Source organism: Pantoea conspicua (genome assembly GCF_002095315.1).
GTDB lineage: Bacteria > Pseudomonadota > Gammaproteobacteria > Enterobacterales > Enterobacteriaceae > Pantoea > Pantoea conspicua.
This window is the reverse complement of sequence record NZ_MLFN01000068.1, coordinates 1-18,764: the sequence shown is the minus strand read 5'-3', so window position 1 is coordinate 18,764 and position 18,764 is coordinate 1. Positions and strand designations below refer to the sequence as shown.

Here is an 18,764-nt window from a genome sequence, read left to right as displayed (position 1 = left end):
GCTGGGCGCGCTGGCGGGCGTGCCGCTGGCGGTGAAAGATTTGATCTCTACCGCCAGCGTCCGCACCACCTCCGGTTCGGCGACATACCAGGATTTCATACCTGAAGACGATGACATTACGGTCGAGCGACTACTGGCCGCCGACGCCATTCTGCTGGGGAAAACCACCGCGCCTGAGTTTGGGTACAGCGGTGTCGGACACAATCCTCTGTTCCCGTCGCCGCGCAATCCGTGGGACCTGACCAAAACGCCTGGCGGCTCCAGTGCCGGATCGGGCGCAGCAGTGGCGGCGCGGCTCTGTCCAATCGCGTTAGGCAGTGATGGCGGCGGCTCGGTGCGCATTCCGGCGGCGCACTGCGGTATATATGGTTTCAAAGCCTCAATGGGACGTGTGCCACTGTGGCCCGGCTGCCGCGATGAACGCTATCCGGGCGTCTCCAGTTGGGAGTCGCTGGAGCACATTGGCCCGATGACGCGCACGGTGCGCGACGCCGCCCTGATGATGTCGCTGATGGCGGGCCCGGATATGCGCGATCGCCACTCCATTCCCTGCAGCGACGTTGACTGGCTCAGCGCGCCAGGGCAGCCGGTCGAAAAACTGCGCATCGCCTTTAGCGCCGATTTTGGCTACGTGGCGGTCGATCCCGAGGTGCGCGCTGTGGTCAGTGCCGCCGCGCAGCGTTTTGCTGAGGAAATCGGTGCGGAGCTGGAGCTGGCCGATCCCGGATTCCGCGATCCCTCGGCGGCCTTTGGTGCGCTGGTGGCGATGGAAAGCGATCTCAGCGGGATGCGCAGGATGATGGAACAGCAGGGCGATCGGATGTCACCGCACCTGGTCGCCATGCTGCAACGCGACTGGCGGGCCGAAACCTTTACCGACGCCATTGCTACCCGCAAAGCGGTCAGCAATAGCCTGTGGCGATTTATGCAGCGCTACGATCTGCTGATCACGCCGACGCTGGCGGTGCCGCCGTTTGCGCTCGGTATGCAGGGACCAGAAATCATTGATGGCCGCATGGTCCGCAGCGATCACTGGCTGTCGTTCTGCTTCCCGTTCAACTTCACCGGCCAGCCTGCGGCTTCGGTGCCGGCCGGGTTTACCGCCAGCGGCCTGCCGGTGGGGCTGCAAATTGTCGGACGGCATCTTGATGATGCCTTAGTGCTGGCTGCCAGCGCGGCTTTCGAGCGCATTCAGCCGTGGAACCACCTTCAACCTGGAATCGCACAATGAAAAATGCTTCTGCGCCTGCGTTAGAACAGGAATTTGAACATCAGCCGGTGCCGCTGTCGCACCGCCACTCCACCCGCTCCGTCTCGGCGGTCTGGTTCGGTTTCCCGATGATCCTGACCAACGCGCTGTTTGGCGGCATCATCACCTGGCACCTGGGCTTCTGGCCGGCGCTGATCGCCATTTTGCTCGGCAATCTGGTGCTGTTCGCCTACGTCGGCGCGCTGAGCTGGTACGCCGGTAACACCGGGATGAACTTTGCCTTACAGGCGCGCCGGACCTTTGGCAGCAAAGGTTACATTCTGGTCTCCGGCTTTCTCTCGACGGTGGTGATTGGCTGGTACGCCTTCCAGACCGGCCTGACCGGCACGGTGATCAATCAGACCTTTGGCTGGAATGCGCTGGCGGTCACCGCCTTTGCCATGGTGCTCTATACCGCTATTACCTTTCTCGGGGTGCGTGCGCTGTCGGTGCTGGGGATGATTGCCGCGCCGCTGTTTGTGGTGCTGGGCGGGGTGGCGCTGTGGCTGATAGGCCAGCAGCATGACTTCAGCACGGTGACTCACTGGCAGGGCAGCGCCAGTGCGGCGGGCGCGATGAGTATGGGCACTGCCGTCACTATGGTGGTGGCGGGCTTTGCTGATTCCGGCACCATGACCGCCGACTTTACCCGCTGGTCGAAAAACGGTCGTTCGGCGGTGATCGCAGCGTTTTCCGCCTTTCCGGTGGCGAACGTCATCTCTTATCTGTTTGGTGTGGTCATCGTTGCGGTCGGCGCGGCGGTCGATCCGCTGACCAACGGCGGCAACTTTCTGCCGATGCTGATGGGGCACAGCGCCTTTTTATCGGTGGTGGCCTGTCTGTTCGTGTTTATTAACCTCGGCTCGGTCTGCACCCACTGCCTGTATAACGGCGCGGTGGGCTTCAGCCATCTGTTCAGCAGTAAAATGCGCCTCTGGACGCTGATCCTGGGCGCGGTCGGCGGGGCGCTGGCGCTGGCGGGCGTCTGGTCTTACTTCCTGGAATGGCTCAGCCTGCTGGGTATTGTGGTGCCGCCGTTTGGTGCAGTGATGATTGTTGATCTGATTTTCATGGCGAAAATCAGCGAACAGCGTCCGTCACAGCGTTTTCGCGCTACCGCCTTTGCGGCCTGGGCGATCGGCAGCCTGTGTGCAGTTATCGCTCATCTGGCCTTTCCGCAGTTGGGTGAGGCGGTGATCGGCCTGGTGACCGCCGCGCTCAGTTACAGCCTGATTAGCCGGGTGCGTGCGCCGCGACCGGTGATGGAGAAGAAAAATGCCTGATTACAGTGTTAACTCAACCCCCTACGCCTGGCCGTTTGACGGTGGCTTCAGCCCGGCTGATACCGCGCTGGTGGTGATTGATATGCAGACTGATTTTTGCGGCGTCGGCGGCTATGTCGATACCATGGGTTACGATGTGGCGCTGACCCGCGCCCCGATTGCGCCGTTGCAGCAGGTGCTGGCGGCGATGCGTGCCCGGCAGTTTCCGATCATTCATACCCGCGAAGGGCACCGGCCCGACCTCAGCGACTTACCGGCCAATAAGCACTGGCGCTCGCGACGGATGAAGGCGGGCATCGGTGATGACGGACCCTGCGGCCGTATTCTGGTGCGCGGCGAACCCGGCTGGGAGATTATCCCGGAACTGACGCCGCTGCCGGGCGAGGTGGTGATCGATAAACCGGGCAAAGGCTCGTTTTACGCCACCGATCTGGAGCTGATCCTGCGCAGTCGTCACATCCGCAATTTGATCCTCACCGGCATCACCACCGATGTCTGCGTACACACCACGCTGCGTGAAGCCAATGACCGCGGATTTGAATGTCTGGTGCTGTCCGACTGCTGCGCCGCCACCGAGCGGCGACATCATGAGGCGGCGCTGAGTATGATCCACATGCAGGGCGGGATTTTTGGCGCGGTTGCCACTTCGGCAGCCCTGCTGGATAGCCTCGGCAGTTAATTCCTGCGGACCGCCGATGGTCAGCTCTGCCGTGCCTCGTGCGGCGGACTGGCCTCGATCAGGCTGGTAAGCTGATCGACCGGAACCGCATGACTGAACAGATAACCCTGTAGCTGGTTACAGCCCGCATCCGCCAGTGCCGACATCTGGTCTGGCGTCTCTACGCCCTCGGCGGTCACCATCAGACCCATAGCGTGACCCAGCCTGACCACCGACTCAACAATGGCGACCGAATTCTCTGCTACGCCCAGCGACTGGGTAAATGAGCGGTCAATTTTGATTTTATCGACCGGGAAGTGGCTGAGATAGTTGAGGCTGGAGTAGCCGGTACCAAAATCGTCCAGCGCTATCCGGAAGCCAGCGTCACGCAGCGCAATAATGATGGCGCGGGCTTCGTGCTCATCGTCGATCAATACTCCTTCGGTGATCTCCAGTTCAATCCGGGTCGGATCGCCGCCGTGCTGCCGCACGATTTCAGTCATCCTTTCAACAAAGCCGGTGGCGCGAAACTGCACCGGCGAGACGTTGACTGCCACCATCAGGTCGGGAAAACGCTGCTGGGTGGCACAGGCTTCTGCCAGCACCCATTCTCCGAGCGGAATAATCAGCCCGGTCTCCTCGGCAATCGCAATAAATTCACCCGGCACCACCAGACCACGGCTCGGATGATACCAGCGCAGCAGCGCCTCGACACCGACCATCTGCTGGCCGCCAATGTCCATCAGCGGCTGATACCAGACTTCCAGACCCTCACGGTTTTGCAGTGCAGTACGCAGATCGGCGGCGATGGTTTGTCGGGTGCGCACTGACTCATCCATCGCCCGTTCGAACTGGCGATATTTGCCGCGTCCGCCACTTTTGGCTTCATACAGCGCAATATCCGCTTTGCGCATTAACTCCAGCCGATCAACGCCATCTTTGGGTGCCAGCGCCAGACCAATACTGGCACCGCTCCAGACTTCGCTGCCAAACAGCGTAAAAGGCTGGCTGAGCTGGTCGATGATGCGCTGCGCCAGACCTTGTGCCTGAGAGAGCGTCTCCACTTCTGGCATCACCACAATAAACTCGTCGCCGCCGATCCGACCGACGGTATCGCTGGCCCGCACCATCCGGCTCAGGCGCTGCGCCACCGCAACGATCAGTTCGTCGCCGGCGTGATGGCCGTAGGTATCATTGATCGCTTTGAAGCGGTCGAGATCGATCAGCAGCAGCGCCACCCGCTGATCGTTGCGCGTGGCCAGCGCCAGTGCCTGAGTCAGACGATCTTCGACCAGCGCACGATTGGGCAGCCCGGTCAGCACATCGTGAAATGCCAGATGCTGTGCCTGCGCCTCAGAGGCACCCAGCTTCAGCATCGACTGCGACAGATTGATCGACGAGGTCCAGAGACGGCGCACCATATAAAGGCAGAGCAGGGAGATCGCCAGCACCGCCAGGCCGGTTGACGGGCCGATCGTGCGCAGCATTTGCGCGCCGGGGCGTGACGGCACCCAGTTGAGGTAGCCGACCGCCTCACCAGACTGCGCAATCAGCAAAAAACGTGCCCCGCTGCCGGGCTGCGGGCTGCCGTCGGAGAAATGCAGTCCCTGTAGCTGATTGCGTTCGGCCAGGCTGGCCAGATAGCCATCGTCAAGAAACTTCAGGCTGACCAGCCGGAAGCGCGGCAGGGCATCACTGTCACGCTGGATATTACCGACAGCCAGTGCGGCTGTGCGACCGGCCAGGCGGGCATAATCGGCTTTGTCCTCGCGTGAGCGATCCTGCACCAGCGGATTTTGCAGGATGTCGTGGATCAGCGTGGCTTCCTTCTGGGGCGTGACCGGCTGACCGTCACGCCACAGCCTGACAATCTGGTTTTGCTGATCCAGCACCAGGATCAGCTGATGGCCAAACATCTCAAACAGCCAGTTGCCAATGTTCTCGTCCAGCCAGCCCGAGGCGGCATCTTCATCCAGCAGATGCTGCTCAAGCGGCCGCCAGCGTGACAGGCTGCGTAACTGGCGCAGATGTTCGTTCATGCTCTGGGTGAATGAGGTTTCTATCATCCGCTGTTGCTGTTGCCGCGCTTCCGTGTTGGTCAGCGAGGTGCCAATGAACAGCCCCGTGCCCGCGCCACCAAAGGTCAGCAGCAGAATCGCCACCAGCGGTACCAGCACTTCACGCAGGAAACTGCGGCGGAAATCGCCAGAAAGTTTAAAGGTATTAATCATTTTTTAGTTTTTCTCAAAAGCAGGAGTACAGCTTAAAAGCTAGCAGACGGTAACGGGACTTTCACACAAACCTTTGGAGTCAGTGACCCTGGCGGTGAATTTTTTGTGGTGAAGGTAAGGTGAAGGTAAGGGCCTGAACCTGAATGATATCCAGACACAAAGTTGTGTATGTTATGGTCAGGACATGTTTACGACGTTGAGTGAAAACAGAATGCCTCAAATGACCCTTCACATTTTGAATGCGCAGAACAAACTAACCGCTCACGCTCAATGGTTGCAAAGCTGCCTGAACGATACGTACAACCTGGCTAATAGCTTCCTGCCGCTCCCTTCTGTGGATGTTGTTGTAAAAGCCGGATCATATGTCATTCCTGAGAAAGGGCATCTGGGATATTGTCCTGAGCCCGGCCTCATTTACATAACCGTCGATCCTGATAACGCCCTGTTTTGTAAAAATGATGCTCATTCGCTTGAACGCATGTTTGCTCATGAACTGCATCATGCCGCGAGGTGGGCCGGACCGGGATACGGTTCTACTTTAGGTGAAGCGATTGTCTCTGAAGGGCTTGCTGGTCATTTTTCTCTGGAGCTTTTTAAAGGTAAGCCTGAGCCCTGGGAAAGCCTCAACCCAGACATGGTTCAGCCTTTCGCTCTGCAACTCAGTGAAAGCTGGCATCGCACTGACTATGACCATAACGCATGGTTTTTTGGGGCCAGGGATCTACCGAAATGGGTGGGGTATACCGCAGGGTTCAACCTTGTCAGAAAGTACCTGGCAAACTTCCCCCGTCTGAAGGCTTCAATGCTGGCAAACATAGAGGCAGCGGAATTCCGGCCATTTATCTGAACTGCAACGGCTGCTTTACGCAGCATCATGATTCTGCATGAGCAGAAAAGAGAATCGTCCACGCTTTGTTGATGACCAATCGACCCGGCATTCGTCTCTATCTGTCTGCCCTCTGTACAGGGTATTCTGATCGCTCCTCACCCACTCAAATTCACCTCTCCTTCACTCCCCCGTCACGGTTCTGTCATCTGATCCGGTCAAGGTAATGCCATCCCGCAGTGACTTTTCACTGCGTCCCCACTCTGTAACCCGTGAGGATTTCATCGTGATGGAGTTATCCAGACATCCGACCACTGTCTATCAGGCCGTCGCCGCGCGACTCGAACAGGCGCTTCAGCAACGCTATCGCTGTGGCGACTATCTTCCCTCCGAACAACAACTGGCCGATCACTATGAAGTTAACCGCCACACCTTACGCCGGGCGGTGGATGAACTGGTGAATAAAGGGCTGCTGCAACGCCGTCACGGCGTCGGCATCCTGGTGCTGATGCGGCCTTATGACTATCCGCTGCACGCTCAGGCGCGCTTTAGCCAGAACCTGATGGAGCAGGGCAGCCATCCGACCAGCGAGCGGCTACTGGCGGTGTTACGTCCGGCCAGCAACGACGTTGCCAGCGCGCTGGGCGTCAACGAGGGCGATAACGTAATCCATCTGCGTACGCTGCGGCGTGCCAACGGTGTACCGCTATGTGTCATCAACCACTTCCTTGCCGATCTCAGCTGGTGGCCGCAGCTGCAGCATTTTAACAGCGGTTCGCTGCACGATTATCTCGACCAGCACACCGGCAAACAGCTGGTGCGTACCCAGACCCGCATCAGCACCCGACGGGCGCAGGCGAAAGAGTGTAAGCAGCTGGAAATCGCGCTGCATTCGCCGCTGCTCTGCGTGCGCACCCTGAACAAAACCCGCGACGGTGCAATGGCTGAATACTCGGTCAGCCTGACGCGCGGCGACATGATTGAACTGACTCTGGAGCACTAATGGAACAGCAAACGGCCCGCCAGCGCTGGCTTTCAGTGCTGGCACACAGCAGCGCGGCACAGCTTAACGCGCACTGGCAGGCGCTTAACCTCCAGCCCGTTTTCACCCTGATCCGTCCGGCAGAGATCGGCCTGACCCGGCTGCAAGCGCGCATGGGGGCGACCGGTAAACGCTTTGTGATGGGCGATGCGACAGTGACGCGCGCAGTGGTTCAGCTCAGCGACGGCACCCTGGGTTACAGCTACCTGCTGGGACGTGATAAAGCCCACGCCGAGCGCTGCGCCTTAATCGATGCCCTGTTACAGCAGCCGGAAACCCGGGCGCTGTTAGAAGAGAAGATTATTACCCCGCTGGCGGCATGGCGTGACGAGCAGCGTCAGCTGCGCGCGCGTGAAATTGCCAGCAGCAAAGTGGATTTCTTTACGCTGGTACGCGGAGATAACTGATGACATTACTGGCAAGTTTTAACCATCCGGTGGCGGATGCACAGCGCGCATTCCGCCGCATCCTCAAAGCGATGAGCGAGCCGGGCGTGATGGTGTCGCTGCCGCTGCAACAGGGCTGGGGCGCACTGTCGCCCGCCGCCACTGCGCTGTTACTGACGCTGGTCGATCAGGAGAGTCCGGTATGGCTGGATGCGCAGATCGACAACGAACAGCTACGCAATAACCTGCGTTTCCACACCGGCGCGCCGATTACTGCGCAGCAGGATGCGCCTTTCGCGCTCAGTCACGCCAGCTCGCATCCCGATCCGGCCCATTTTGCCGCCGGTGACAATCTGGCACCGGAAAAAAGCACCACACTGATTATTGAAGTGACGTCGCTGAATGGCGGCCTGACGCTGCGCCTCTCCGGGCCGGGCCTGCGGGAAACCCGCGCCATTGCGCCGCAGTTGCCGGAAAGCGTGCTGGCCTATCTGCGCAGCCGCCCACATCCGTTCCCGCAGGGCGTTGATCTGATTTTTACCTGTGGCGAAGCGATGATGGCGGTACCGCGCACCACGCTTGTGGAGGTGTGCTGATGTACGTTGCGGTGAAAGGGGGCGAAAAGGCGATTGCTAACGCCCATCAGCTGCAGGCCGATCTGCGTCGTGGCGATCGGAATGTCGCCGAGCTGGGCTGCGAACAGGTGGCCCAGCAGCTCGGTCTGGCGGTCGATCGGGTGATGACCGAAGGCGGGATTTACGATCCTGAACTGGCGGCACTGGCAATCAAACAGGCCAGCGGCGATCTGGTGGAGGCGATCTTCCTGCTACGCGCCTATCGCACCACGCTGCCACGTCTGGCCGAGAGCCAGCCGCTGGCGACTGCATCGATGCGTATTGAGCGGCGTATCTCGGCGGTCTACAAAGATCTGCCGGGCGGCCAGGTGCTGGGACCGACCTATGATTACAGCCACCGACTGCTCGACTTTACGCTGCTGGCCAACGGTGAAACGCCGGCATCGCCACGAGACGATCGCGCGCTGGATGCGGCCTGTCCGCACATGTTCAGCATGATGAGCGACGAAGGACTGGCGGTGCGTGAAGAGGATGATGGCAGCGAACCCGTCGATATCACTCGCGAGCCGATGAGTTTTCCCGCCTCGCGCGCTGCACGGCTGCAGCAGTTGGTACGCGGCGATGAAGGTTTTTTGCTGGCGCTCGGCTACTCGACCCAGCGTGGCTATGGCCGCACCCATCCGTTCGCCGGTGAAATTCGTACCGGCTATCTCAGCGTCAGCATCTGCCCGGAAGAGCTGGGCTTTGAGCTGGAGATTGGCGAACTGCTGCTGACCGAGTGCGAAATGGTCAACGGCTTCGCCCACGGTGACGACAGCGCACCCCATTTTACCCGTGGCTACGGCCTGGTGTTTGGCCGCGCCGAACGCAAAGCGATGTCGATGGCGCTGGTCGATCGGGCGCTGCAGAGCCGTGAGCAGCAGGAGCGCATCACCAGCCCGGCGCAGGATGAAGAGTTTGTGCTGTCGCACGCCGATAACGTCGAAGCCGCAGGCTTCGTCTCCCACCTTAAACTGCCGCACTACGTCGATTTCCAGGCAGAACTGGAACTGCTGAAACGCCTGCAGCAGGATCATCAGGAGCGCAACCATGGCTGAACTCAGCGGTTATAACAACGGCTATCTGGATGAGCAGACCAAACGCACCATCGTCGCGCCATCCTGAAAGCGGTGGCGATCCCCGGCTATCAGGTACCGTTTGCCGGACGGGAAATGCCGATGCCCTACGGCTGGGGCACCGGTGGTATCCAGATCACCGCCAGCGTGATTGGCGATCAGGATGTGCTGAAGGTGATCGATCAGGGTGCGGATGACACCACCAATGCGGTCTCAATTCGTCGCTTCTTTCAGCGCGTCAGCGGCGCAGCGACCACCGAACGCACCGCCGATGCCACGCTGATCCAGACCCGGCATCGCATTCCGGAAACGCCGCTGGAAGAGGATCAGATTCTGATCTTCCAGGTGCCGATCCCGGAACCGCTGCGCTTTATTGAGCCGCGCGAGACCGAGACCCGCACCATGCACGCGCTGGAGGAGTACGGCGTCATGCAGGTCAAACTGTATGAAGATATTGCCCGTTACGGCCACATCGCCACCACCTACGCCTATCCGGTGAAGGTCAACGATCGCTATGTGATGGACCCATCGCCGATCCCCAAATTCGACAATCCGAAGATGAACATGATGCCGGCGCTGCAACTGTTTGGTGCCGGACGCGAAAAGCGCATCTACGCCTTACCGCCCTATACCAAAGTGGAAAGCCTCGACTTCGATGACCATCCGTTTACCGTTCAGCAGTGGGATGAACCCTGTGCGCTGTGCGGTTCGCGCCACAGCTACCTCGACGAGGTGGTGATGGACGATCAGGGAACGCGGATGTTTGTCTGCTCCGATACCGACTTTTGCCATCAGCAGCAGGAACAGCAACATGCACAGTGATCAGCCGCTGCTTGCGGTCAGCCAGCTCACCCATCTTTATGCGCCCGGTAAGGGCTTTGAACAGGTCAGTTTTGACCTCTATCCGGGCGAAGTGCTGGGCATAGTCGGCGAGTCCGGCTCCGGTAAAACCACACTGCTGCACAGCCTGTCGGCGCGTCTGACGCCGCAGCAGGGCAGCATTCATTATCAGGGACGCGATCTCTATCAGATGAGCGAAAGCGATCGCCGTCGACTGCTGCGCACCGAATGGGGCGTGGTGCATCAGCATCCGCTGGACGGATTGCGGCCGCAGGTCAGCGCCGGCGGTAATATCGGCGAACGGCTGATGGCGGTCGGCGAGCGCCACTATGGTGACATCCGCGCCGAAGCCAGCCGCTGGCTGCAGGCGGTGGAGATCGCGGCCAACCGTATCGACGATCTGCCAACCACCTTTTCCGGCGGGATGCAGCAGCGTCTGCAGATTGCCCGCAATCTGGTGACCCAGCCGCGCCTGATGTTTATGGATGAGCCCACCGGCGGGCTGGATGTGTCGGTACAGGCGCGGCTGCTGGATCTGCTGCGCACCCTGGTGCGGGAACTTAATCTGGCAGTGGTGATTGTCACCCACGATCTCGGGGTCGCGCGACTGCTGGCGCACCGGCTGCTGGTGATGAAGCAGGGGCGGGTGGTGGAGAGCGGATTAACCGACCGGGTGCTCGACGATCCTCACCATCCTTACACGCAATTGCTGGTCTCTTCGGTGCTCAATTAAATGATGACTCACACAACTATGTTGCAGGTTGAGAATCTGTGCAAAACCTTTGTGCTGCATAACCAGAACGGTGCTGCGCTGCCGGTATTAGAGAACGCCAGCCTGACGGTGAATCAGGGGGAATGTGTGGTGCTGCACGGCCACTCCGGCAGCGGTAAATCAACCCTGCTGCGCGCCCTGTACGGCAACTATCAGCCCAACAGCGGTCATATCCGGCTGCAACATCAGGGCGAATCGATCGATATGGCGCAGGCGACGGCGCGGCAGATCATCGCCATCCGCCGCGACACGCTCGGCTGGGTCAGCCAGTTTCTGCGGGTGATCCCGCGGGTGCCGACGCTGGAGATTGTGATGCAGCCGCTGCTGGAGCGCGGTGTCGAACGCGCCTTCTGTGAAAAGCGGGCCCGTGAACTCCTGAGCCGGCTTAACGTGCCGGAGCGTCTCTGGTCGCTGGCACCGTCGACCTTTTCCGGCGGTGAGCAGCAGCGGGTCAACATCGCGCGCGGCTTTATCGCCGACTATCCGGTGCTGCTGCTGGATGAACCCACCGCCTCACTCGACAGCGTTAACCGCGATGCGGTGGTCGGACTGATTGAACAGGCGCGCGCCCGTGGTGCCGCCATTGTCGGTATTTTCCACGATGAAGCGGTGCGCGACCGGGTAGCCGATCGGCTGCACCTGATGCAACCGATCGCCACAGGAGCACCAGCATGATCATTAATAACGTCCGACTGGTGCTGGAAAACGAGGTGGTCGCCGGATCGCTTGAGTTTCGTGACGATCGCATCAGCAGCTTCAGCGAAACCGCCAGCCAGCAGCCGGGCGCGCTGGACGGTGAGGGCGCCTGGCTGCTGCCGGGGCTGGTGGAGCTGCACACCGATAACCTCGACAAGTTTTTTACGCCACGGCCTAAAGTGGACTGGCCCGCCCACTCGGCGATGAGCAGCCATGATGCGCTGATGGTCTCCAGCGGCATTACCACCGTGCTCGACGCGATTGGCGTCGGTGACGTGCGCGACGGCGGGCACCGGCTGGAGAACCTCAGCAAGATGATCAACGCGATCCGCGACAGCAACCGTAAAGGGCTGAACCGGGCCGAGCATCTGTTGCACCTGCGCTGTGAGTTGCCGCATCCGACCACCGTGCCGCTGTTTGAAGCGCTGATGGGGACGCCGGAACTGGCGCTGGTGTCGCTGATGGATCACTCTCCCGGCCAGCGTCAGTACGCGTCGCTGGAAAAATACCGCGAATACTATCAGGGCAAATATCAGCTCAATGACGCTGAGATGGATCGGTTTGAGCATGACCAGCTCACCCTGGCGGCAGAGTGGTCGCAGCCTAACCGTCAGGCGATTGCCGCGCTGTGCCGCGAACATGGTATCGCCATCGCCAGCCACGACGACGCCACCGCGGCGCACGTTGAGGAGTCTCATGCGGCGGGCAGCCGTATCGCCGAATTTCCCACCACGCTGGAGGCGGCTCGCGCTTCACGCTATCGCAATATGCAGGTGCTGATGGGCGCGCCAAACATCGTGCGCGGTGGATCGCACTCCGGCAACGTCGCCGCCTGGGAGCTGGCCTCACACGGCTTGCTGAATATTCTGTCATCTGATTACTACCCGGCCAGCCTGCTGGATGCGGCATTCCGGCTGGCGGCAGATGAGCGTAACAGCCTCGGTACGTCACAGGCGATTGCGCTGGTGACCTGTAATCCGGCGCGGGCGCTGGGGCTGGAGGATCGTGGAGTGATTGCGGAAGGCTGCCGCGCCGATCTGGTGCTGGCGCATACCGCCCACGGCCACCCGCACGTGCGGCACGTGTGGAGTAAAGGCCGGCAGGTCTATTAATGGCGCGCCTTATCTGGTTAACCGGACCGTCCGGATCGGGCAAGGATAGCCTGCTGGATGCGCTGCGTGAGGCACCGCCAGCCCGGCTGCTGATCGCCCATCGCTACATCACTCGCGCCGCCGATGCCGGTGGTGAAAATCATGTGGCACTGAGTGAGGCGGAGTTCGCCCGCCGTGCCGCGCTGGGTCTGTTCGCGGTGAGCTGGCAGGCACACGGATTTTATTACGCCATCGGCAGTGAGGTGGAAGGCTGGCTGCAGCGCGGTCAGAACGTGGTGGTCAACGGTTCGCGACTGCATCTGGCACAGGCACAGGCGCGGTTCGGGCCGCAGCTATTGCCGGTCTGTCTGCAGGTGACGCCGTCGGTGCTGGCGGCGCGACTGCGCCAGCGCGGACGTGAAGATGAGGCAGAGATCGCAAGGCGGCTGGCGCGTGCCGCCCAGCCTCAGCCAGACGGCTGTCTGCTGCTTAACAACGACGGGGCGCTGGACCGTACGGTCTGGCAACTCTGTCAGCTGCTCGAGGCGCATCAATGCAACTGACCTTTCTGGGAACAGGAGGCGTGACCGCCGCACCGCTGTTTGGCTGCGACTGCCGTGCCTGTCAGCGGGCGCAACAGGACCCGCGTTATCATCGCGCACCCTGCAGTGCGCTGATTGAGGCGGGCAATGAGCGGATTCTGCTCGACGCCGGCCTGCCACTGCTGGCCTCACGGTTTAAGCCCGGCGAACTGACCCGCATTCTGCTGACGCACTACCACATGGACCACGTACAGGGCCTGTTTGCGCTGCGCTGGGGCAAAGGTGCGTCCATTCCGGTATGGGGCCCCCCGACACGCGTGGCAGCGACGATCTGTTTAAACATCCTGGCCTGCTCGATTTCAGGCCATCATTAACCCCGTTTGTCGCCCGATCGTTTGGTGAACTGCAGGTCACGCCGCTGCCGTTACAGCATTCGCGGCTGACCCACGGCTACCTGTTTGACTGGCAGGGGAGCCGGCTGGCCTGGCTATGCGATACCTGTGGCCTGCCGCCCGATACCGAGGATTTCCTGCGTGGTCAGCCGCTCGATCAGCTGGTCATCGACTGCAACGATCCGCCGCAGGCTGCCCCGCGTAATCACAACGATCTCAATCTGGCGCTGGCGATCATCGATCGGCTACAACCGCGTCAGGCCTGGTTAACGCACCTCAGTCATGAGATGGACAACTGGTTAGCCGATCACCCGCTGCCAGAGGCGATTCAGCCCGCGCGCGATGGTCTGATCCTGTCATGCGGTGCCGGCTGGCCTGTCACAGTTTGATCATCTGGCTGTCATCCCGCCTTCATGCCGCCACGCCTTAATAACCGGCAGAACGTAATCAGCGACGACGGAGAACAACATGGCACAGGCACTTCTGAAAACGGTGGTCGATAACGACCTGCCACCGGCCACGCTCGGCGGACAAAAAGTGTTGTCGGTGCAGAGTCTGAGCAAAGCGTACGGCGACAGTACCGTGCTGGATAAGGTCAGTTTCGACCTGCACGCCGGGGAACTGGTGGCGGTGATAGGCCGATCCGGGGCCGGGAAATCGACCCTGCTGCATATGCTCAACGGCACCATAGCCGCCAGCTCCGGGGCGATAATCAGCCTGCATCAGGGCGAAGCGGACCGTAACGTGGTGGCGCTCAGCAGCCGCCAGCTGCGTGAATGGCGCAGCCAGTGTGGCATGATCTTCCAGGACTTCTGTCTGGTCCCGCGACTGGATGTGCTGACCAACGTGCTGCTGGGACGCCTGAGCCAGACCAGCACGCTGAAATCCTTCTTTAAAATCTTCTCTGACCATGACCGCGCCCACGCCATTGAACTGCTGCAGTGGATGAACATGCTGCCGCAGGCGCTGCAGCGGGCAGAAAACCTGTCGGGCGGTCAGATGCAGCGCGTGGCGATCTGCCGGGCGCTGATGCAGAACCCGAAAATTCTGCTGGCCGATGAGCCGGTGGCGTCACTCGATCCGAAAAACACTAAACGCATCATGGATGTGCTGCGTCAGGTGAGCGAGCAGGGCATCAGTGTCATGGTGAACCTGCACTCTATCGAACTGGTAAAGCAATACTGCACCCGGGTGATCGGCATTCAGCGTGGAGTGGTGCTGTTTGATGGCCATCCTTCGCAGCTTACTGACGGCCTGCTGCACCAGCTGTACGGCGATGAACTTAATCAGATCCACTAACTTCCACGGCAAGAGAACAACCTCGAATGAAACTGACTTCTTTAGCGCTACTGACGGGTGTAATGACTTTTGGTGTTAACGCAGCGGATGCGCCGAAACAACTTAACCTCGGCATTCTGGGCGGGCAAAACGCCACCCAGCAGATTGGTGATAACCAGTGTGTGAAAACCTTCTTTGATAAAGAGCTGGGCGTGGATACGCAGATGCGTAACGCCTCTGACTACTCCGGGGTGATCCAGGGGCTGCTGGGCGGCAAAATCGATATGGTGCTGAGCATGTCACCCGCCTCGTTTGCTTCGGTCTACCTGCAGGATCCGAAAGCGGTCGATGTGGTCGGCATTGTGGTGGATGACAAAGATCAGTCACGCGGCTACCACTCGGTGGTGATCGTCAAGGCCGATAGCCCGTACAAAAAACTGGAAGACCTGAAGGGCAAATCCTTTGGTATGGCCGATCCCGACTCCACCTCCGGCTTCCTGATGCCGAACCAGGCGTTTAAGAAAGAATTCGGCGGCACGGTGGACGACAAGTATAACAATACCTTCTCCAGCGTGACCTTCTCCGGCGGCCATGAGCAGGACATTCTCGGCGTGCTGAACAACCAGTTTGACGGTGCCGTGACCTGGACCTCACTGGTCGGCGACCGCAACAGCGGCTATAGCGCCGGTGCGTTTGGCCGTCTGATCCGCATGGACCATCCGGATCTGATGAAGCAGATCCGCATTATCTGGCAGTCGCCGCTGATCCCCAACGGTCCGGTACTGGTCAGCAACAAACTGCCGGCAGATTTTAAAGCCAAAGTGGTGGCGGCGATTAAAAAGCTGGATAAAGAAGATCACGCCTGTTTCGTCAAGGCAGTGGGCGGTAAACAGCATATCGGCCCTGCCACCGTCGCGGACTATCAGAACATCATTGATATGAAGCGCGACCTGATGAAAGGCAGCCGCGGCTAACGCCCGGTAACGGCTACCTTGCCTTCCCTGGCTGTCCGGGGAAGGCGGGACGCGGCAGGTGCGTCTGCGTCCCGATGCTTCAGCCCCGGAGATCCCCCCTTGAACGAATTCGAACATTATTACCAACGCATCCGTCGCCAGCAGAAACGCGACACGCTGCTCTGGTCACTGCTGCTGGTCGCGCTCTATCTGGCGGCGGGTAACGTGGCGGAATTTAATCTGCTGACCGTCTGGCAGTCGCTGCCGCACTTCTTTGACTACCTGCGGGAAATCCTGCCGGTGCTGCATCTGCCGCTGCTGTTCGCGGATGGCAAAACTGAAGGCTCGCTGGCGTACTGGGGCTACCGTCTGCCGATCCAGCTGCCGCTGATCTGGGAAACCCTGCAGCTGGCACTGGCCGCTACTCTGCTGGCGGTGGCGCTGGCGGCGGTGCTGGCCTTTTTTGCCGCGGACAATACCCGCACGCCTGCCAGCCTGCGACTGGCAATTCGCGCCTTTGTGGCCTTTCTGCGTACCATGCCGGAGCTGGCGTGGGCAGTGATGTTTGTGATGGCGTTTGGCATCGGAGCGATCCCCGGTTTTCTGGCGCTGGCGCTGCATACCGTCGGGAGTCTGACCAAACTGTTTTACGAGGCGATTGAGTCGGCGTCTGACAAACCCGTGCGCGGCCTGGCGGCCTGTGGTGCTACGACCCTGCAGCGGATGCGATTCGCCTTCTGGCCGCAGGTGAAACCGATCTTTCTCTCCTACAGCTTTATGCGGCTGGAGATCAACTTCCGCTCCTCAACTATCCTCGGGCTGGTGGGCGCGGGCGGGATTGGTCAGGAGCTGATGACCAACATCAAACTGGATCGCTACGACCAGGTCAGCATCACCTTGTTGCTGATCCTGATTGTGGTGTCGCTGCTGGATACGCTTTCCGGCCAGTTGCGCCGTCGCGTTGTGGGAGAAACTGCATGATCAGCGTGGTACCGGATATCACACACCTCAAAGCGCAGCACCGCGAGCTGTTTGCCGCGCAACCGCGTTACCTGCGCCGCCTGGGACTGCTGGCGCTGGCGGTGATGCTCTACTATCTGTTCTTTTTCTCGGTCTATGGCATTGACCTGTCCCGCCTGCTGAACGGCTGTCAGCAACTGGGGCGTTACTTTCTGCGGATGTTTGTCTGGCAGGATTTTGCAAACTGGCCGTTTGGCTATTACTTCTCGCAGGTCGGGATCACCTTAGGCATTGTGTTTGCCGGCACCCTGACCGCCACGCTGCTGGCGCTACCGCTGTCGTTTCTGGCGGCGCGCAACGTGATGCACAGCCGGGCGACCCGACCGGTGGCGTTTCTGATGCGTCGGCTGTTTGACCTGCTGCGCGGCATCGACATGGCGATCTGGGGGCTGATTTTTGTCCGGGCGGTTGGCATGGGGCCACTGGCCGGGGTGCTGGCGATTATCCTGCAGGATGTCGGGCTGCTGGGCAAACTCTATGCCGAAGGCCACGAAGCGGTCGAGCGCTCACCGAGTCGCGGCCTGGGTGCGGTTGGCGCGAACAGCCTGCAGAAACACCGTTTCGGCATCTTCACTCAGTCGTTCCCGCAGTTCCTGGCACTCAGCCTCTATCAGATTGAATCCAATACCCGCTCAGCGGCGGTGCTGGGTTTCGTCGGCGCCGGTGGCGTCGGGCTGGTCTATGCCGAGAACATGCGGCTGTGGAACTGGGACGTGGTGATGTTCCTGACGCTGATTCTGGTGGTGGTGGTGATGGTGATGGATGTGCTCTCCAGCCGTCTGCGCAAGCGCTACATCAGCGGGAAACCGGTGCCGCTGTGGCAGCCTGCCGGGCGTGATTAAGTCGTTCGCTGCGCTGCCAGGCGCGCTGTAACGCCTGCACCAGTTGCGCCTGCTGCCAGGGCTTCGCCAGCCGTTCGCACAGCGGTAAAGTGACCGGCTGGTGACGCAAATCCTGACCACTGATTAACACCGTTGCCAGCTGCGGCCAGTTCTGCTGCGCCTGGCGGATCACCTCCGCACCGTTAATCTCGCCAGGCAGCATCAGATCGCTGATCAACAGATCGATATCGGGTGTCTGACGCAGCAGCGCCAGCGCTTGTTCTCCGTCACCGCACTCCAGCGTCAGGTAGCCTAATTGATGCAGATGTTCACACAGCGTCTGACGCACCGCCGGTTCATCATCCAGCACCAGTACCAGCCGATCGTTGGCTGCGTCGGGTGGCACCGGCTGGACCGGCGGGGGCGGGGCGGTGGCCGCCATCTCGGGCGCACGCGGCAACAGCAGCCGCACCGTGGTTCCCTGTCCCGGTGCCGTCTCCAGTTCAATCTGCCCCCCGGACTGCCGGACAAAGCCATACACCATCGACAGCCCCAGTCCGCTGCCGCTGCCGGTGGCTTTAGTGGTAAAGAACGGTTCAAAGACCTGCTCGCGCACCGCTGCCGACATGCCGCAACCGTGATCTATCACCTCAATTGTGACGCGGTCACGTTTTTCATCCTGCTCAAGCCGCCGCTGATTCCAGATACGGATGCGGATTTCGCCGCTCTGTTGCTGCAGGGCATCGCGGGCGTTGACCACCAGATTCATCAGCGCATTCTCCAGCTGGCTGGCATCAATCCAGGCGGGCCAGCCGGGTCGCTGCGCATCAATCACCAGCTGCTGGCCGGGCAGCAGTGAGTGCTGCAACAGTCCCTGCAGATTATCCACCAGCGTCACCACCGACACCGCGCGCGGAAAGAGTGCCTGCTTGCGCGAGAAGGCGAGTAAACGCTGCGTCAGCTGGGCGGCGCGGTCGGCCGCCTGCCGGGCGCG

At 60.5% G+C, this 18,764-nt stretch carries 18 protein-coding genes and 2 pseudogenes; 18 read left to right on the top strand and 2 right to left on the bottom strand.

Annotated elements, in window-relative coordinates; all coding sequences use genetic code 11:
- From HA41_RS17855 to biuH, 3 genes are all read left to right on the top strand, one after another.
- Positions 1 to 1,231 (top strand): amidase (locus HA41_RS17855; protein ID WP_094121888.1); only part of this gene is annotated, 1,231 nt, incomplete at its 5' end.
- Complete coding sequence (locus HA41_RS17850) at positions 1,228 to 2,532, top strand: purine-cytosine permease family protein (protein ID WP_094121887.1); 1,305 nt, start codon at positions 1,228 to 1,230, stop codon at positions 2,530 to 2,532. The genes HA41_RS17855 and HA41_RS17850, both read left to right, overlap by 4 nt.
- Positions 2,525 to 3,211: a biuret amidohydrolase gene (gene biuH / locus HA41_RS17845; protein WP_094121886.1), complete on the top strand. Its 687-nt coding sequence runs from the start codon at positions 2,525 to 2,527 to the stop codon at positions 3,209 to 3,211. Before HA41_RS17850 ends, biuH begins: the two co-directional genes overlap by 8 nt.
- A gap of 20 nt (positions 3,212 to 3,231) precedes the next feature.
- Here biuH and HA41_RS17840 read toward each other — a convergent pair whose 3' ends face one another.
- Positions 3,232 to 5,421, bottom strand: coding sequence for a putative bifunctional diguanylate cyclase/phosphodiesterase (locus tag HA41_RS17840; protein WP_094121885.1), 2,190 nt, complete (start codon positions 5,419 to 5,421; stop codon positions 3,232 to 3,234).
- Between the two features lie 184 nt (positions 5,422 to 5,605).
- Between HA41_RS17840 and HA41_RS17835 the strand changes: the two genes are divergently transcribed.
- The 15 genes and pseudogenes from HA41_RS17835 (at position 5,606) to phnE (HA41_RS17765) (ending at position 17,791) form a co-directional block, all read left to right on the top strand.
- A complete protein-coding gene (locus HA41_RS17835) occupies positions 5,606 to 6,268 on the top strand; it encodes a DUF2268 domain-containing putative Zn-dependent protease (protein ID WP_244175147.1) in 663 nt (220 codons plus the stop codon).
- Positions 6,269 to 6,536: 268 nt separating this feature from the next.
- Positions 6,537 to 7,250, top strand: a complete 714-nt coding sequence (gene phnF, locus HA41_RS17830; protein ID WP_094121884.1) for a phosphonate metabolism transcriptional regulator PhnF — start codon at positions 6,537 to 6,539, stop codon at positions 7,248 to 7,250.
- Positions 7,250 to 7,696, top strand: coding sequence for a phosphonate C-P lyase system protein PhnG (phnG, locus tag HA41_RS17825; RefSeq protein WP_094121883.1), 447 nt, complete (start codon positions 7,250 to 7,252; stop codon positions 7,694 to 7,696). The genes phnF and phnG overlap by 1 nt, the downstream gene beginning before the upstream one ends.
- On the top strand, positions 7,696 to 8,271 hold the full coding sequence (gene phnH, locus HA41_RS17820) for a phosphonate C-P lyase system protein PhnH (protein WP_094121882.1): 576 nt from the start codon (positions 7,696 to 7,698) through the stop codon (positions 8,269 to 8,271). The genes phnG and phnH overlap by 1 nt, the downstream gene beginning before the upstream one ends.
- Positions 8,271 to 9,347 (top strand): carbon-phosphorus lyase complex subunit, encoded by a 1,077-nt coding sequence (locus HA41_RS17815; protein WP_094121881.1) that lies wholly within the window; start codon positions 8,271 to 8,273, stop codon positions 9,345 to 9,347. Before phnH ends, HA41_RS17815 begins: the two co-directional genes overlap by 1 nt.
- Positions 9,340 to 10,187, top strand: a pseudogene (locus HA41_RS17810) (alpha-D-ribose 1-methylphosphonate 5-phosphate C-P-lyase PhnJ). The gene HA41_RS17815 and the pseudogene HA41_RS17810 overlap by 8 nt, the downstream one beginning before the upstream one ends.
- The gene (gene phnK / locus HA41_RS17805; protein ID WP_094121880.1) at positions 10,177 to 10,938 is read left to right on the top strand and encodes a phosphonate C-P lyase system protein PhnK; all 762 of its coding nucleotides are present in this window, start codon (positions 10,177 to 10,179) and stop codon (positions 10,936 to 10,938) included. Before HA41_RS17810 ends, phnK begins: the two are co-directional and overlap by 11 nt.
- Positions 10,939 to 11,652 (top strand): phosphonate C-P lyase system protein PhnL, encoded by a 714-nt coding sequence (gene phnL, locus HA41_RS17800; RefSeq protein ID WP_094121879.1) that lies wholly within the window; start codon positions 10,939 to 10,941, stop codon positions 11,650 to 11,652.
- Positions 11,649 to 12,785, top strand: coding sequence for an alpha-D-ribose 1-methylphosphonate 5-triphosphate diphosphatase (gene phnM / locus HA41_RS17795; protein WP_094121878.1), 1,137 nt, complete (start codon positions 11,649 to 11,651; stop codon positions 12,783 to 12,785). The genes phnL and phnM overlap by 4 nt, the downstream gene beginning before the upstream one ends.
- Positions 12,785 to 13,327, top strand: a complete 543-nt coding sequence (phnN, locus tag HA41_RS17790) for a ribose 1,5-bisphosphokinase (RefSeq protein WP_094121877.1) — start codon at positions 12,785 to 12,787, stop codon at positions 13,325 to 13,327. Before phnM ends, phnN begins: the two co-directional genes overlap by 1 nt.
- Positions 13,318 to 14,087, top strand: a pseudogene (phnP, locus tag HA41_RS17785) (phosphonate metabolism protein PhnP). Before phnN ends, phnP begins: the two are co-directional and overlap by 10 nt.
- A 79-nt stretch (positions 14,088 to 14,166) precedes the next feature.
- Positions 14,167 to 14,997: a phosphonate ABC transporter ATP-binding protein gene (gene phnC / locus HA41_RS17780; RefSeq protein WP_094121876.1), complete on the top strand. Its 831-nt coding sequence runs from the start codon at positions 14,167 to 14,169 to the stop codon at positions 14,995 to 14,997.
- A gap of 26 nt (positions 14,998 to 15,023) precedes the next feature.
- Positions 15,024 to 15,950, top strand: a complete 927-nt coding sequence (gene phnD, locus HA41_RS17775; protein ID WP_094121875.1) for a phosphonate ABC transporter substrate-binding protein — start codon at positions 15,024 to 15,026, stop codon at positions 15,948 to 15,950.
- Positions 15,951 to 16,049: 99 nt separating this feature from the next.
- Positions 16,050 to 16,910: a phosphonate ABC transporter, permease protein PhnE gene (gene phnE, locus HA41_RS17770; RefSeq protein ID WP_094121874.1), complete on the top strand. Its 861-nt coding sequence runs from the start codon at positions 16,050 to 16,052 to the stop codon at positions 16,908 to 16,910.
- Complete coding sequence (gene phnE, locus HA41_RS17765; RefSeq protein WP_094121873.1) at positions 16,907 to 17,791, top strand: phosphonate ABC transporter, permease protein PhnE; 885 nt, start codon at positions 16,907 to 16,909, stop codon at positions 17,789 to 17,791. Before phnE (HA41_RS17770) ends, phnE (HA41_RS17765) begins: the two co-directional genes overlap by 4 nt.
- Here phnE (HA41_RS17765) and HA41_RS17760 read toward each other — a convergent pair.
- Positions 17,745 to 18,764, bottom strand: a 1,020-nt coding sequence (locus HA41_RS17760) for an ATP-binding protein (RefSeq protein WP_143807360.1), incomplete at its 5' end; no start/stop codon positions are given. The two genes, phnE (HA41_RS17765) and HA41_RS17760, sit on opposite strands and share 47 nt — an antisense overlap.

Excerpts from the sequence above, each read along its gene's own strand:
- HA41_RS17850 (WP_094121887.1), top strand. The coding sequence starts at position 1,228 with ATGAAAAATGCTTCTGCGCCTGCGTTAGAACAGGAATTTGAACATCAG.
- biuH (WP_094121886.1), top strand. The coding sequence starts at position 2,525 with ATGCCTGATTACAGTGTTAACTCAACCCCCTACGCCTGGCCGTTTGAC.
- HA41_RS17840 (WP_094121885.1), bottom strand. The coding sequence starts at position 5,421 with ATGATTAATACCTTTAAACTTTCTGGCGATTTCCGCCGCAGTTTCCTG.
- HA41_RS17835 (WP_244175147.1), top strand. The coding sequence starts at position 5,606 with ATGTTTACGACGTTGAGTGAAAACAGAATGCCTCAAATGACCCTTCAC.
- phnF (WP_094121884.1), top strand. The coding sequence starts at position 6,537 with ATGGAGTTATCCAGACATCCGACCACTGTCTATCAGGCCGTCGCCGCG.
- phnG (WP_094121883.1), top strand. The coding sequence starts at position 7,250 with ATGGAACAGCAAACGGCCCGCCAGCGCTGGCTTTCAGTGCTGGCACAC.
- phnH (WP_094121882.1), top strand. The coding sequence starts at position 7,696 with ATGACATTACTGGCAAGTTTTAACCATCCGGTGGCGGATGCACAGCGC.
- HA41_RS17815 (WP_094121881.1), top strand. The coding sequence starts at position 8,271 with ATGTACGTTGCGGTGAAAGGGGGCGAAAAGGCGATTGCTAACGCCCAT.
- phnK (WP_094121880.1), top strand. The coding sequence starts at position 10,177 with ATGCACAGTGATCAGCCGCTGCTTGCGGTCAGCCAGCTCACCCATCTT.
- phnL (WP_094121879.1), top strand. The coding sequence starts at position 10,939 with ATGATGACTCACACAACTATGTTGCAGGTTGAGAATCTGTGCAAAACC.
- phnM (WP_094121878.1), top strand. The coding sequence starts at position 11,649 with ATGATCATTAATAACGTCCGACTGGTGCTGGAAAACGAGGTGGTCGCC.
- phnN (WP_094121877.1), top strand. The coding sequence starts at position 12,785 with ATGGCGCGCCTTATCTGGTTAACCGGACCGTCCGGATCGGGCAAGGAT.
- phnC (WP_094121876.1), top strand. The coding sequence starts at position 14,167 with ATGGCACAGGCACTTCTGAAAACGGTGGTCGATAACGACCTGCCACCG.
- phnD (WP_094121875.1), top strand. The coding sequence starts at position 15,024 with ATGAAACTGACTTCTTTAGCGCTACTGACGGGTGTAATGACTTTTGGT.
- phnE (WP_094121873.1), top strand. The coding sequence starts at position 16,907 with ATGATCAGCGTGGTACCGGATATCACACACCTCAAAGCGCAGCACCGC.